The 13,685-nt window shown below is 67.9% G+C and carries 11 protein-coding genes and 1 pseudogene; 7 read left to right on the top strand and 5 right to left on the bottom strand.

Going from position 1 to position 13,685, the window contains the following annotated elements; translation table 11 throughout:
* Window positions 1-187 precede the first annotated feature (187 nt).
* On the bottom strand, window positions 188-1,402 hold the full coding sequence (locus tag M673_RS06920; protein ID WP_061974768.1) for a family 16 glycosylhydrolase: 1,215 nt from the start codon (window positions 1,400-1,402) through the stop codon (window positions 188-190).
* Window positions 1,403-1,627: 225 nt separating this feature from the next.
* On the opposite strand from M673_RS06920, the gene M673_RS06915 reads away from it, so the two are divergent.
* Window positions 1,628-2,218: a transglycosylase SLT domain-containing protein gene (locus tag M673_RS06915; protein WP_061974766.1), complete on the top strand. Its 591-nt coding sequence runs from the start codon at window positions 1,628-1,630 to the stop codon at window positions 2,216-2,218.
* A gap of 52 nt (window positions 2,219-2,270) precedes the next feature.
* Here M673_RS06915 and M673_RS06910 read toward each other — a convergent pair whose 3' ends face one another.
* Entirely contained in the window at window positions 2,271-3,014 is a 744-nt protein-coding gene (locus M673_RS06910; RefSeq protein WP_061974764.1) for a trypsin-like serine peptidase, read from the bottom strand.
* 131 nt (window positions 3,015-3,145) lie between these two features.
* On the opposite strand from M673_RS06910, the gene glsA reads away from it, so the two are divergent.
* Complete coding sequence (gene glsA, locus M673_RS06905) at window positions 3,146-4,132, top strand: glutaminase A (protein ID WP_148639990.1); 987 nt, start codon at window positions 3,146-3,148, stop codon at window positions 4,130-4,132.
* A gap of 38 nt (window positions 4,133-4,170) precedes the next feature.
* Window positions 4,171-5,562: a deoxyribodipyrimidine photo-lyase gene (locus M673_RS06900; protein ID WP_061974760.1), complete on the top strand. Its 1,392-nt coding sequence runs from the start codon at window positions 4,171-4,173 to the stop codon at window positions 5,560-5,562.
* Between the two features lie 58 nt (window positions 5,563-5,620).
* Here M673_RS06900 and M673_RS06895 read toward each other — a convergent pair whose 3' ends face one another.
* A complete protein-coding gene (locus M673_RS06895) occupies window positions 5,621-6,505 on the bottom strand; it encodes an SDR family oxidoreductase (protein WP_061974758.1) in 885 nt (294 codons plus the stop codon).
* Between the two features lie 76 nt (window positions 6,506-6,581).
* Between M673_RS06895 and M673_RS06890 the strand changes: the two are divergent.
* Window positions 6,582-7,016: pseudogene (locus M673_RS06890) on the top strand (winged helix-turn-helix transcriptional regulator).
* 51 nt (window positions 7,017-7,067) lie between these two features.
* On the opposite strand, the gene M673_RS06885 reads toward M673_RS06890, so the two are convergent.
* Window positions 7,068-8,027, bottom strand: a complete 960-nt coding sequence (locus M673_RS06885) for an AraC family transcriptional regulator (RefSeq protein ID WP_061974756.1) — start codon at window positions 8,025-8,027, stop codon at window positions 7,068-7,070.
* A gap of 83 nt (window positions 8,028-8,110) precedes the next feature.
* Between M673_RS06885 and M673_RS06880 the strand changes: the two genes are divergently transcribed.
* Window positions 8,111-9,331 carry an MFS transporter gene (locus M673_RS06880; RefSeq protein WP_082639622.1) on the top strand — a complete coding sequence of 407 codons (1,221 nt, stop codon included), beginning with the start codon at window positions 8,111-8,113 and terminating at the stop codon, window positions 9,329-9,331.
* A gap of 51 nt (window positions 9,332-9,382) precedes the next feature.
* On the opposite strand, the gene M673_RS06875 is transcribed toward M673_RS06880, so the two are convergent.
* A complete protein-coding gene (locus tag M673_RS06875; protein ID WP_306302808.1) occupies window positions 9,383-11,491 on the bottom strand; it encodes a response regulator in 2,109 nt (702 codons plus the stop codon).
* A 600-nt stretch (window positions 11,492-12,091) separates the two neighbouring features.
* Between M673_RS06875 and paoA the strand changes: the two genes are divergently transcribed.
* Both paoA and M673_RS06865 read left to right on the top strand, forming a co-directional pair.
* Window positions 12,092-12,736 carry an aldehyde dehydrogenase iron-sulfur subunit PaoA gene (gene paoA / locus M673_RS06870; RefSeq protein WP_061974750.1) on the top strand — a complete coding sequence of 215 codons (645 nt, stop codon included), beginning with the start codon at window positions 12,092-12,094 and terminating at the stop codon, window positions 12,734-12,736.
* Window positions 12,733-13,683: an FAD binding domain-containing protein gene (locus M673_RS06865; RefSeq protein WP_061974748.1), complete on the top strand. Its 951-nt coding sequence runs from the start codon at window positions 12,733-12,735 to the stop codon at window positions 13,681-13,683. Before paoA ends, M673_RS06865 begins: the two co-directional genes overlap by 4 nt.
* Window positions 13,684-13,685: the final 2 nt, after the last annotated feature.

The raw sequence follows: 13,685 nt of genomic DNA, 5'->3' as shown, positions 1-13,685 counted from the left end.
TCGGTGATGATCATCGCGGACCGCCAGGCTGCTTCGCACCCTCGGGTTACAGGTGTATGCCCCTCCGAAGGGTGCAATCCTCGCCCCGGCCCCGGCATGGCGCGGCATCCGCAGCGCCCAGTTGTGCGCCATCGGGGAAGGCTGCCCGCCTTTCCCGCCGGAACTTCGCGGCGACGTCTACGCGCCGTCAGGCGAAGTCGACGTAATAGGCGACGCCTTCATAGCTGTAGCTCGGCAGCGTGTGGATGATGGCGTCCCGTTCCGCCTCGCTGGCGGTGTAGAAATGGGCGTCGGTCTGCTTGTTGTAGAAGCGATAGAGCTCCTCGTGCGCGCCGTTCTCGCCGCTCGCATAGGCCTTGTAGGCGACGCCCTCGTAGTCGAAATTGGCGAGCGTGCGGATCACCTGATCGCGCTCCGCGACGTTGGCCGTGTAGAAATGCGCGCCCGTCGTCTTATTGAAGAAGCGGAACACGTCGATCGTGCCGGCCGCGCCGGCCCCCGCCCCGTCGAAGGCCTCGCCCTCGAAACGATATTGCGGCAGAGTCTTGATAACGGCGTCGCGCTCGGCCGCGCTCGACGTGAAGAAATGCATGCCGTTGTCTTTGTTGAAGAACCGGTAGACCGCGCCCTCGTGATAGGCGGGCGGCTCCACGGAGGCCGGCTTTTCGGCATAGGCGCGGATATAGTCGATCTGGGTCTGCGGCGCCGGGCCGGACGGATCGGCATTGGCCTCGACGGCGAGATTGGCGAGAATGAACATCGGCCCGTGCATGTCGCTCGGCGTCGCCTTGGTGCCGATCAGCTGGCCGTCGTAGTAGAAGCTGATCGTGTCCTTGTTCCAGTCCATCCCGTAGGTGTGTAAGCCCTGCGTCTGGTTGGCATGCTCGCTGTAGACCTGAAGCTCGGCGCTCCGATCGGCGTGGTAATCCGTCGTATGCAGCCAGCTGTAGACCCCTGTCGGGTTGTTGCCGTAGTGCTCGACGACGTTGAGCTCCTGCCAGCCGCCGTTCTTGCCCTCGTTGATCTGCTTGGTCGGAAGCAGCCAGAACGCGTCCCAGGCGCCCTTCGTCTCCGACAGGTCGGCGCGCATCTCGAAATAGCCGTAGGTCTGCTGAAACGAGCCGCGCGTGTGAATGAGGCCGGACTCCCAGCTTCCCGGCATGCCGAAGGGCGTGCGGTCGGGCACGGCGGTGATGGTGAGAATGCCGTTCTCGACCTTGAACGGATCGTAGCCCGAGCCGGGATCGACGAAGGAGGAGCGGCCGAAGCCGATGTCGGACTGGGCGTCGAAGCGCCATTCGGGGCGGATGTCGGCCCAGACGGTTCCCGCGCCGTTCTGCGAGATGCTGCGCGTGTTGAACTCGTCGCTGAAGGTCAGCGTGTAATTCGACAGGTCCTTCATCGCGCATCCCTCGTCCGCCTGAACCCTAAGGGTGGCCGATGAAGCTTAAGGACGGCTTGTGGGAATCGCTCGCAATGCAAGGGATCGGCCGCTCGGCCGAACGTGTCTCAGGACCAGAAGCGCCGAGCACCCCGGCGGCGCGCCTCCCGCCGTTCCCGATGCCGATCCTGTGAAGACTTGCCATGGTCAACGTTTCGGAAACCCACACAGCCTTAGCCTCCCGGCATGAGCTATCATGCCAAGCGCCTGCTTCCGCTTCTCGCCGCCCTCGGTCTGCTGTCCGGCTGCGCCTCGATCCCGCGCAACACCGCCAACACCTGCGCCATCTTCGAGGAGCGCAGCGGCCTGCTGACGGATTGGCGACGCGACGCCGAGCGCGCCTCGGCCGAGTTCGGCGTGCCCGTGTCCGTGTTGATGGCGACGATCCAGGCGGAATCGAACTTCGAAGCCGGCGCCCGCCCGCCGCGCCGCTGGTATCTCGGCTTCATTCCGGGCAAGCGGATTTCCACCGCCTATGGCTATGCGCAGGCGCTGGACGGCACCTGGACGGAATATCAGAAGCGAACCGGCCGCTATGGCGACCGCCGCAACGATTTCGCCGACGCGATCCGCTTCATCGCTTGGTACCATGCCGACAGCAACCGGCGCCTCGGCATCGCCAAGACCGACGCCTATCGCCTCTACCTCGCCTATCATTCTGGCCATGCCGGCTATGGACGGGGCGTCTGGCGCGAGCGCGCCGAAGCCATGCGCGGCGCCAAGCGCGCCCAGGCCATGGAACGCCGCTACGCCGCGCAGCTGAGGACCTGTCGCTAGCGCCGGTTGAGCCGAAGCGACGACGCCTCGGAGCGCGAAAACGCCCTTGAACTCACCGCTCCAGCCGTCCGCGCCATGCGCTGACAGGCACGCCGAACAGCACTTCGCCGGCCTCGGTCTTGCCGATCGCGACGGAAATGCCGGCGAGGCGACCGGCGTCGTCGATCAGCGGGCCGCCGGAATAGCCCTGAACGATCGAGCAGCGCGCCACGATCAACGCGTTGCCGCCCCCGGCCAGGGCGCGGCAGTCGTCGGCCACGGTCAGCGCATAGGCGCGGTCGCGCCCGAAGCCGCCGGCCGTCAGGAGGCTTTCGGCGGGAGGCAGGGCGTCGGCCAGGCCCAAGGGCTCGATGCTCTCCGGCGCGGGGTCGGCGAGTTCCAGAAGCGCCCAATCGCGCGGCGCGGCCGCCAGCGAGCGCGTGCCGTCCTGCGCCGGGTCCATGCGGATCGCGCTCGCCGTCGTCTGGAACGTGTAGCGCCCCCGGTCGTAGCCCAGCACGAAATGCACCGAGCCGGGCGCGAGGAAGCGCCCGTTCGCGCGGTTGAACAGGCAATGAGCCGCAGTCACCGCCAGCCGAGGCGCGATCAGGGCGCCGGTGCAGCGGGAATAGGCCATGGTGTTGACCTGCCCGACCGCGTTCCACGGCTTGGCTGAGATGTCGACGCGGTGGCGCGTCGCGGGGGGCGATGGCTCGGCCCGAGCGCCAGTCGTCGGCAAGAAGGAGAGAAGCGCGAGGGCGGCGGCGAAGAGCCTCGTTCCCGCCCTTCGGCACTCTCGGGCAGCGCTGCGATGCATATCCTGGCTCTCCCTCGAAGCTCGGCTTCCATCGCCTCCCCTCGCCCCGAATGCAAGCGGGGCGGAAAGCTCGAACGGAACCTGACACCCGTCCCAGGCGTCTCCCGCAGCGAGGGATGAGAAGGCATGGAATGACGACGGACGAGATTCAAGGCAGGGACGAATTAAGGGCCATTCTGGACGACGTGGTGGCGAAGGTGCGCGAGGCCGCGCCCGGCCTCTACGAGGAAGCGGTGGAGGCGGCCAAGGCCAAGGATCGGCCGGAGCCGCGCCGCGCCGATTTCGACAGGTTCGGCATCGCCGTCTTCACCCGCGAGGGCGATCTCGTGTCCGCCGGCAATGCCGGGACCGGCTTTCCCATCCAGTCCATCTCCAAGGTCTTCGCGCTGGAATTGGCGCTAGAAGCCTTGAACAACGACCTTTGGAAGCGGCTCGGGCGCGAGCCCTCGGGCGATCCGTTCAACTCCATTATCGATCTGGAGCGGCTGAAGGGCATTCCGCGCAATCCCTTCATTAATGCCGGGGCGCTCGTCGTCTGCGACGTCCTCGTCGGAATGAAGGGTCGATCGGGGCCGAACCGCCATGTCGTGGATTTCGTGGAGAGCCTGATCGAGGGCGAGACGCTGGAGCTCAGCGAGACGGTGATGGAGAGCGACCGCTCGGGCGGCGATCTCAACCGCTCGCTGATGCTGATGGCCCGCCATCACGGCAATCTGAACCATGCCGTCGAGGACGTGATGGAAGCCTATGTCCATCAATGCGCGATCACGCTGACCTGCCGGAGCCTCGCCAAGGCCGGCCGCTTCCTGATGCAGGACGACCCGGGCGAGGAGGCGAGCGGGCGCGGGCTCTCCGCCGCCCGCCGGGCGCGGCGCATCCTGTCGATCATGATGCTCTGCGGCCAATATGACGGGTCGGGAGACTTCGCCTATCGCGTCGGCCTGCCGGCCAAGTCGGGCGTCGGCGGCGGCATTCTGGCGGTCGCGCCGCACAAGGCCTCGATCGGCGTCTGGTCGCCGGCGCTCGATCCGATGGGCAATAGCTGGCTCGGCACGCACGGGCTGGAGCTTCTGTCGCGGCGCACGGACTGGTCGGTCTTCGGCGCCGTGCGCAACTGAGACAACGTGAACGCCCCCGGCAGGAGACCTCCACGCCCATGACGATCGAGCCCGCCCGCATCCGCGTTCTGAAGGAGGGCGACCCCGAGGCGAAGGGGCGCTATGTCCTTTATCTCCTTCAGCAGGCAAACCGCTCCCGCTTCAATCCGGCGCTGGAACTGGCGATCGACGAGGCCAACCGGCGCGGGCTCCCCGTGATCGCCTGCTTCGGCCTGCTCGACGGGTCCAACGGTTTTCCCGAAGCCAATGCGCGGCATTACGCCTTTCTTCTGCAAGGGCTGTCGGACGCGGCGCGGGGCCTTGCCGAGCGCGGCGTCGGCTTCGTGCTGCGCAAGGCCTCGCCGGCCGAGATCGCCATCGACCTCGCCAAGGACGCCGCGCTCCTGGTTCTGGATCGCGGCTATCTCGCGATCCAGAAGCGCTGGTACGGCGAGATCGTGAACGGGGTGGAAACGCGGATCGTGCAGGTGGAGGGCGATGTCGTGGTGCCCGTGGAAGTGGCGTCGAACAAGCACGAGCACGCCGCCCGCACCCTGCGCCCCAAGATCCGCCGCCAACTGGAGGATTTCCTGAACCCGCTGGCCCATCGCAAGGTCAGCCACGCCGCTGGGGACATGCACTGGAAGGGCGCGATCGACCTATCGGACCCGGACAAGGTTCTGGCCGGCATGACGCTGGACCGCTCGGTGCCGCCGGTGAAGCGCTTTCGCGGCGGGGAGAGCGAGGCGCGGAAGAGCCTGAAGGCCTATCTCGCCGGCCCCTTCGCCCAATATGGCGCCGGGCGCGGCAAGCCCGAGGCGGGCGCGGCTTCGCACATGAGCCCCTATCTGCATTTCGGGCAGATCTCACCGGTCGAGATCGCGCTGGCCGTTCGCGCGGCGAAGGCCGGCACGGCGGAGGACAAGGACGCCTATATCGAGGAACTCGTGGTGCGCCGCGAGCTGGCGATGAACCATGTCCACTACACCCGGCATTACGACCGCTACGAGGACGCCGTGCCGGACTGGGCGCGCAAGACCCTGGCCGAACAGGCCGGCGACCGGCGCGATCCCGTCTATACTGAGGAGGACTTGGCAGAGGGGCGCACCCATGACGAGGGCTGGAACGCCGCGATGGCGGAGATGCGCGAGACCGGCTTCATGCACAATCACCTGCGCATGTACTGGGGCAAGAAGATCCTCCACTGGTCGAAGACGCCGGAGGAAGGTTTCGCCCGCACGCTACGCCTGAACAATCGCTATTTCCTCGACGGGCGAGACCCCAATTCCTTCACCAATGTCGCCTGGGTCTACGGGCTGCACGACAGGCCCTGGGCACGCCGGCCGATCTTCGGCACGGTGCGCTACCAGAGCGAGAACTCGCTGCGGAAGATCGATCTCAAGGCCTATATGGCGGATGTCGAACGGCTCTGCAAAGCGGAGAAGAACTGACTGGGGAAGCGGCCGCTCCGCGAACAGCGGTTCACGGAGCGGCGTTTCCGGGTCGCGCTCAGAGCGAGGCGACGGTTTCCTCGATCGTGGTGCGGTAAGGCGTCGTCGGGCGGCCGATCAGCCCGCTGAGCTGGCGGCTCGTGTCATCCAGCGCGCCCTTGGCGGCGCCGGCGTCGGAATCGGCCAGCAGCGCAGCGAAGGCGTCCGGCAGGCCGGCGCCCACGAGCGCGGCCTTGTAGTCGGCCTCCGGCAGATCCTTGTAAGCCACCGGCTTGCCCGAGGCGTTGGCAATGGCGGCCGCGAACTCGGCCAGCGTATAGGCATCGTCGCCGGCGAGTTCGTAGACCTTGCCGCCCTGCCCCTCGGCCGTCAGCACGGCTGCGGCGGCCTCGGCATAGTCGCGGCGCGCGGCCGAGGCGATGCGACCTTCGCCGGCGCTGCCGAGCAGCACGCCATGGGCGAGCGCGGGGGCGATCGAGGCCGCGTAATTCTCGGTGTACCAGCCGTTGCGTAGGATCGCGAAAGGCAGGCCGGACGCCTTCAAGGCCTCTTCCGTCTGCAGATGCTCGTCGGCAAGGCCGAGAGGCGAAGTGTCGGCGTGAAGCAGGCTGGTATAGGCGATCAGCGCGACGCCGGCCTTTTTGGCCGCTTCGATGACGTTGCGATGCTGGGGCACGCGCTGGCCGACCTCGCTGGACGAGACGAGAAGCAGCCGGTCGACGCCAGCGAAGGCCGCGTCCAGCGTTTCGGGCCGGCTGTAGTCGGCGACCCGCAGTTCGACACCCTTGCCCTGAAGGCGCTGCGCCGCTTCGCTCTCGGTAGAGCGAACGCCGGCGACCAGGCGGCCGCCCAGCCCCTTGGCGAGCAGCGCCTCGATCACCAGGCCGCCGAGTTGGCCCGTGGCGCCGGTGACGAAGATCGTGGGTTCGTTGGAATCGGCCATGATGGTTTCCCTTCGGGTTCGGTTATGAGACAAGGGAACTAATCGAGACCGACCCTGATGAAAAGGAGGCACTTTCTTGAGACAAGGGAACAGCGAGGGAACCGAGCTTCCCGCCGGCCGGACCGATCTTGCCTAGCGTTTCGCCTATTGGCAGTCGCAGCTTTTCGACCCGGCGCATTGCCCGGTCCGCAGCGTGCTCGATCAGGTCGGCGACAAATGGTCGATGCTGATCCTGATTGCGCTGGCGGCCGGCCCACGCCGCTTCAGCGCCCTCGCGCGCCTTCTGCCCGACATTTCCAAGCGCATGCTGACCCAGACGCTGCGGGGTCTGGAGCGCGACGGGTTCGTGGAACGGGAGGTCTTCGCCACCAAGCCGCCCAGCGTGGAATACCGGCTGTCGGACTTGGGCAGCACCCTTCTCGACCCGCTCGCGCAACTGGTGCGCTGGGCGGAGCGCAGCCATCCGGCCATTCGATCGGCGCAGACGCGCTTCGATGCGGCTGGGGGCTGACAGGGTTCGGCCCGACTGAAAGCCGGAGCGGTAAAACGAAGGGAGCGCGCCTCAGACCCGCGCGGCGGCCGCGCGGGATTTGCCCGGCGCGGCGCCGATGATGCGCTTGAAGGCGCGGCTGAAAGAGGCCTCGGAATCGTAGCCGAGCCGCTGCGCCGCTTCCGCGATGCGCATCCGGTCACGCGCCAGCCATTGGCGGGCCTGATGCATCCGCACCTCCGCGACGTAGCGGGCCGGGGTGATGCCGACCGTCGCGGTGAACTTCGCCGCGAAGCCCGAGCGCGAGGTGCCCATCAAGGCCGCGAGATCGGACACGCTCCAATCCCGCTCGGGCTCGGCATGGATCGCGGCCAGCACCGTGCCCAGATGCGGATCGCGCAGCGCGGCGATCCAGCCCTTGGAATCCCCGCACTCGTGCTCGACCCAGGAGCGGATGATCTGCGCGGCCATCACGTCCGCCAGCCGGGCGAGAATGCCGCTCGCGCCCACGCGATTCAGCGCGCATTCCGACACCATCGCCGCCAGAAGATGGGGAATGGCCGGCTCGCTCACCATGAGTTCGCGCGCGCGCATCAGGTCGGGCATCATCTTCATCAGCGGATGCAGGGCGTCGAGGTTGAAGCGCATCGAGCCGCAGAACAGGACGCAGACCCCTTCGCTCTCCGCCTCTCCCTCGGCATAGTCGAACATGCTCTCGCAGATGGCCATGCATTCGCGGCGCGGAAACGCGCGGGGCTCGACGCCCGGTCGGCTGGCCAGCGTGTGCGCGGCGCCGCGCGGCACGAGAACGGCGTCGCCCGCCGTCAGCGCGCTCCATTCGCCGTCCGGCGCCTGGAGCCAGCATCCGCTGCCCGCCACGAAGTGGAAATGGGCGTGCTCCTGCGCGGGGTAGTGGAAGCTCCACTCCCCCGACAGGCGGCAGCGGCCATACTCCACGCCGTCGAGGCGCAGGCCCCGCAGCATGTCGGTCAGCGGATCGGATGCAGCGATTTTGGAGGATCGGTCAAGCATAAGAGATTATCTAGCATGGAAACGCCAAGGAGGCGAGCGTAGCGTGCCGACCAACGTGCACTGCACAAACGGGAATGCCCACGATGTCCGACGCAACCCTCCCACGTGACATGGACTTGTCCGCCGCCGGGCCGGAGCCGGCCGAGCGCCCCGTCTGGTCCGCCGTCTTCTCGCTCTCCTTCGGCGTATTCGGTCTGGTCACGGCCGAGTTCCTGCCCGTCAGCCTTCTCACGCCCATGGCCGCCGATCTCGGCGTTTCCAACGGCGCGGTGGGCCAAGCCATCACCGCGACGGCGGTGGTCGCGGCCTTTGCCGGGCCGCTTCTGGTTCTGGCGTCCGGCCGGGTGGATCGGCGCACAATCGTCTGGGCGCTGATGGCCATGCTAGTCGGCTCCAGCATTCTGGCGGCCATGGCCACCAGCCTGGAAGCGCTGCTCGTGGCGCGCGGGGTCCTGGGCTTCGCGCTCGGCGGCTTCTGGGCGATGATGACGGCGTTGGCGCTTCGCCTCGTGCCGCCCGCCCTGGTGCCGCGCGCCATGTCGATCATCATCATGGGCGTGTCGCTGGCGACCGTCTTCGCCGCGCCGCTCGGTTCGGCGTTGGGTGCGCTCTGGGGCTGGCGTACGACCTTCCTCGCCGCCTCGGGGCTCGGCGCGCTGGCGCTTCTCGTCCAACTCCTGGCACTTCCCTCGCTGCCCGCCTCGGGCGCGCCGGGCCTTGCGCTCTTCCGTGCGGCCCTGTCGCGGCGCGCAGTGGTGATCGGCTTCGCCACGGTCATCATCGTCGTGTCCGGCCATTTCGCCGGCTTCACCTTCATCCGCCCCTTCCTGGAGGAGGTGCCGAGGCTCGAGGTCTCGACCCTGTCCATGGCGCTCCTGGCCTTCGGAATCGGCGGCTTCTTCGGCAATATCGGCGGCGGCAAGATCGCCGAGCGCAGTCCGGCCTGGGCCGTCGCCATCGCCTCGTTCCTGATCGCGGTCGCCACGCTGATCCTGGTTCTCGGCGGCTCAAACCCGGCAGTCGCCTTCGCGGCCACCACACTCTGGGGCCTCGCCTTCGGCGCCTTTCCCGTCTCGATCTCGATCTGGAACGCCCGCGTGGCGCCCGATCTCGCCGAAAGCGCGGGCGCCCTTCTGTCCTCGGCTTTTCAGGTGGCGATCGCCAGCGGCGCCCTGGTCGGCGGCGTCTTGATCGACGGGGTCGGCCCGACCGGCGTTCTCGTCTACACCGCGCTGGCCGTGGCGCTGGGCGCCGTTCTGATTCTCGCCGTGGGGCGCCCGCTGGAGCGCCGGCAAGGTTTCTGACACCGGCTCGGCGCCTCGCCCGTACTCATTCGGGCGGGGCGCCGCCGCCCCTCAGTCCGCGATCATCGAGCGGATGCGCCGGGCCAGAACCGTCATGTCGAAGGGCTTGGTGACGACCTGCATTCCGGGGGCGAGATGGCCGTGGCTGAGCACGGCGTTCTCGGCATAGCCAGTGACGAACATCACCTTCAGATCGGGGCGCAGCTCGCGCGCTGCGTCCGCCACCTGCCGGCCGTTCATGCCGTTGGGTAGGCCGACATCGGTGATGAGAAGGTCGATCCGCTGGTCGGACCGCAGGACCTTCAACCCTTCCGGCCCGTCGCCGGCCTCGATCGCGGTGTAGCCGAGGTCTTCCAGGACATCGACCACCAGCATGCGCACCAGGGGCTCGTCGTCGATCACCAGAACGGTTTCCCCCGTCTCGGTGCGCTCCGGCTCCTGCGGCGGCGCCTGCGGCTCGCTCATTTCCTCCACGTGATGGCGGGGGAGATAGACGCAGACCATGGTGCCCTGCCCCACCTCGGAATAGATCTGCACCTGCCCGCCGGACTGGCGCGCGAAGCCGTAGATCATCGACAGGCCGAGCCCCGTGCCGACGCCGATCGGCTTGGTGGTGAAGAACGGGTCGAAAGCCCGCGCCACCACATCCGCCGGCATGCCTGTGCCGTTGTCCGAGACGCACATGGAAATGTACTGGCCGGGCGGAAGGTCCCGCTCGCGGCCGGTGCGATCGTCGATCCAGCGATTGCCCGTCTCGATCGTCAGCTTGCCGCCGTCCGGCATGGCGTCGCGGGCGTTGATGGCGAGGTTGAGCAGCGCGTTCTCCAGCTGGTTTGGGTCCACCAGCGTCGGCCAGAGCCCGCCCACCGCCACCCGCTCCACCGTGATCTGCGGGCCGACCGTGCGCTGGATCAGCTCCTCCATGCCGGCCACCAGCCGGTTCACGTCGGTGGGCTTGGGGTCCAGCGTCTGCCGGCGCGAGAAGGCGAGCAGGCGATGGGTCAGCGCCGCCGCGCGCTTGGTTGCTCCTTGCGCGCCGATCATGTAGCGCTCGATCTCGCCGAGCCGGCCCTGCCGAATGCGCGCCTGCATCATCTCCAGCGAGCCGGAAATGCCGGCGAGCAGATTGTTGAAGTCGTGCGCCAAGCCGCCGGTGAGCTGGCCCACCGCTTCCATCTTCTGGCTCTGGCGCAGCGCCTCTTCCGCCGCCATCAGTTCGGCCGTCTTCTCCTCGACGCGCTTTTCCAGCGTCTCGTTGAGAGTGCGCAGCATCTCGGTCATGCGCTGGCGCTCGGCCTCCACCGCGCGCCGCTCCTCGATGTCGATCAAGACGCCGGGAAAGTTCAGCGGCGTGCCGTCCGGCCCATGCTCGACCCGGCCGTTCGCCTCCAGCCAGTAGTAGTTCCCGTCGGCGCGGCGGGTTCGGTACTGGTGCGCATAGGCGCCGCCGCGCGTGATCGCCTCCCCGATCGCGGCGGCCAAGCCCTCCTGGTCGTCGGGGTGGACGGTGTCCACGACCTGGGCAAGGCTCAAGCCCTCCCGGCCGAGCGCGGGGTCGAGGCCGAAAGCCTTGGCGAAGGCCTCGTCCACGGTGAACCGGTCGCTCGGCAGGTCCCAGAGCCAGGTGCCGATGATGGCGCCCGCCGACAGCGCCAGTTGCACGCGCTGCACGTTTTCGCGCGCCAGCGCCTCGCTTTCGCGTAAAGCGGCTTCGGCGCGCTTGCGATCGGTGATGTCGCGAAACAGAACCGAGACGCGGCGCAGGCTCGGCGGCTCGACCCGCGCCGCGGCCACCTCGATATGGCGCCCCGCCTGCTCGAATTCGCGCTCGAAGCGGATCGGCTGGCCCGTGCGCAGAACGCCGCCATAAAGCGCGACCCAGACATCCGCGTCGCTCGGCGCGAGGTCGCGCACGCGGCGGCCGATAATATCGGGAATGCCGGTGTGGCGCTCGTAGCCGGAATTGGCCTCGACATGGACATAGTCGCTGTCGGGGCCGTTCGGCCCGTCGATGAACTCGATGATGCAGAAGGCGTCGTCGATCGCCTCGAACAGGGCGCGGTAGCGCGCGTCGGCCTCGGCCAGCACCTCGGCGACGGAAGGAGACGCAGGGGACCCGCCGTCAGGGGTGGAAACCGTCGCCGGGCGTTCAATCGTCACGGGATCATTCTCTGCATGAAAGGCGGGAAAGCGAGGCTGCGACGCGCCAACCCGCCGGAACCGGCTGACGCTGCCCCTCCTATCTAGTTCATTTCGGCCGATCGAAAGGGCGTAAGCGGCATGATCCTGCACCCGAAGCAGCGGCGAGAACGGCGAAGGGCCCAGCCCAAAGCACGGTACGGAAAAGCCTGACAGCCGATCGCCGACACGTTTGCGTGAAAGCTGCGTCCCTTTCACGCAGGGCCGCCTGACGCGGAGCGGCCTGTCGGCGGCAGGATCGTCCCCGACGGCACATGGGCGACACGCCGGGAGTGAGGCGGAGGGCCCTGTTCCGCCGGGCGCTGCGTGGCGTCGAAGCGCATAAAAAGCATTGATCGGCGTCAAGCCCGATCGGCTTCATCCGGTGAAGCGACCTCCGACACCAGTCGGGCGCCAGTGGTTTTCGCGGGATCAGTTTAGACCAGTTACAAGTTGAGCCTGCGAACGAGCGTGTTGCCGCTCCCGGCCGATCGGCTGGCCGAGCCCATCGCTTCGCCCTTCACCGGGCGGCGCCGCACCTGCGGCCGCCCCCGGCGGAGCCCCTCACGAAAGGAGTGAGACATGTCGAGATTTCCCGACCTTGCCCTCAATCGCCGCGACCTGATGACATCGGCCACGGCCTGCGCCGCTTTGACGGTGGCGCCCAAGCTGGCCCGCGCCGAGGATGCGCAGACCTCTGCCTCGCCCGCCCCAAGCGTTTCAAAGGTTTCCTTCACGGTGAACGGCCAGCGGCGCGAACTGGACCTGGACCTTCGCACGACGCTGCTCGACGCGCTGCGCGAGCATCTGAAGCTCGCGGGCACCAAGAAGGGCTGCGACCACGGCCAATGCGGCGCCTGCACGGTGATCGCCAATGGCCGGCGGATGAATTCCTGCCTGTCGCTCGCCGTGATGCACGAAGGCGACGAGATCACCACGATCGAGGGCCTGGGCACGCCCGACGCGATGCACCCGATGCAGGAGGCCTTCGTCAAGCACGACGGCTACCAGTGCGGCTACTGCACGCCCGGCCAGATCTGCTCGGCCGTCTCGGTTCTGGCGGAGATCAAGGACGGCATTCCGAGCCATGTCACCGGCGACCTGACGGCCGCGATCGAGCTGAGCGACGCCGAGATGCGCGAGCGCATGAGCGGCAATATCTGCCGCTGCGGCGCCTATTCCAACATCGTGGACGCCATGAACGACGTGGCCGGGAGGCCCGCATGAAACCTTTCACCTTCGAGCGCGCCACCACTCCGGCCGAGGCCGCCAAGGCCGCCAGCGCCCATGCCGGCGCGAAGTTCATCGCGGGCGGCACCAACCTTCTCGACCTGATGAAGCTGCAGATCGAGACGCCGCAGCACCTGATCGACGTCAACGGACTGGCGCTGGACCGGATCGAGGCGACGGATGCCGGCGGCCTGCGGATCGGCGCTCTGGTGCGAAACACCGACATGGCGGCCGACGAGCGGGTGCGCCGCGACTATGGCGTGCTCGCCCGGGCAGTGTTGGCCGGCGCCTCCGGCCAGCTGCGCAACCGCGCCACCACGGCGGGCAATCTCCTGCAGCGCACGCGCTGCCCCTATTTCTACGACACCAACATGGCCTGCAACAAACGCCAGCCCGGCTCGGGCTGCTCGGCGCTGGAGGGCTATTCGCGCCAGCTCGGCGTGGTCGGCGTCAGCGACGCCTGCATCGCCACCAACCCGTCCGACATGAATGTCGCGCTCCGGGTGCTGGACGCCGAGGTCGAGACGGTGAAGCCTGACGGCACCACGCGTGCCATTGCGATCGGCGATTTCCATCGTTTGCCCGGCGACACGCCGGAAATCGAGACGGCGCTGGAGCCCGGCGAGTTCATCACTGCCGTGACGCTGCCCAAGCCCCTTGGCGGCACGCATATGTACCGCAAGGTGCGCGACCGCGCGTCCTACGCCTTCGCGCTGATCTCGGTCGCCGCCGTGGTGCAGCCGGACGGCACGGGCCGGGTCGCCGTGGGCGGCGTCGCACACAAGCCCTGGCGTGTGGAAGCGGCCGATGCCGAGCTTTCCAAAGGCGCCAAGCCGGTAGCGGAAAAGCTCTTCGCCGATGCCAGGACGACCGAGCACAACGCCTTCAAGATCCCGCTCACCGAGCGAACGCTCGGTGCGGTCCTGACCGAAGCGAGGAGCTGACC

The organism is Aureimonas sp. AU20 (genome assembly GCF_001442755.1).
Lineage (GTDB): Bacteria > Pseudomonadota > Alphaproteobacteria > Rhizobiales > Rhizobiaceae > Aureimonas.
Note: the sequence above shows the minus strand (reverse complement) of the source record. Positions and strands in the feature narration are given on the sequence as shown.

Coding starts and splice junctions, on each gene's coding strand:
- M673_RS06920 (WP_061974768.1), bottom strand. CDS start 1,402: ATGAAGGACCTGTCGAATTACACGCTGACCTTCAGCGACGAGTTCAAC.
- M673_RS06915 (WP_061974766.1), top strand. CDS start 1,628: ATGAGCTATCATGCCAAGCGCCTGCTTCCGCTTCTCGCCGCCCTCGGT.
- M673_RS06910 (WP_061974764.1), bottom strand. CDS start 3,014: ATGCATCGCAGCGCTGCCCGAGAGTGCCGAAGGGCGGGAACGAGGCTC.
- glsA (WP_148639990.1), top strand. CDS start 3,146: ATGACGACGGACGAGATTCAAGGCAGGGACGAATTAAGGGCCATTCTG.
- M673_RS06900 (WP_061974760.1), top strand. CDS start 4,171: ATGACGATCGAGCCCGCCCGCATCCGCGTTCTGAAGGAGGGCGACCCC.
- M673_RS06895 (WP_061974758.1), bottom strand. CDS start 6,505: ATGGCCGATTCCAACGAACCCACGATCTTCGTCACCGGCGCCACGGGC.
- M673_RS06885 (WP_061974756.1), bottom strand. CDS start 8,027: ATGCTTGACCGATCCTCCAAAATCGCTGCATCCGATCCGCTGACCGAC.
- M673_RS06880 (WP_082639622.1), top strand. CDS start 8,111: ATGTCCGACGCAACCCTCCCACGTGACATGGACTTGTCCGCCGCCGGG.
- paoA (WP_061974750.1), top strand. CDS start 12,092: ATGTCGAGATTTCCCGACCTTGCCCTCAATCGCCGCGACCTGATGACA.
- M673_RS06865 (WP_061974748.1), top strand. CDS start 12,733: ATGAAACCTTTCACCTTCGAGCGCGCCACCACTCCGGCCGAGGCCGCC.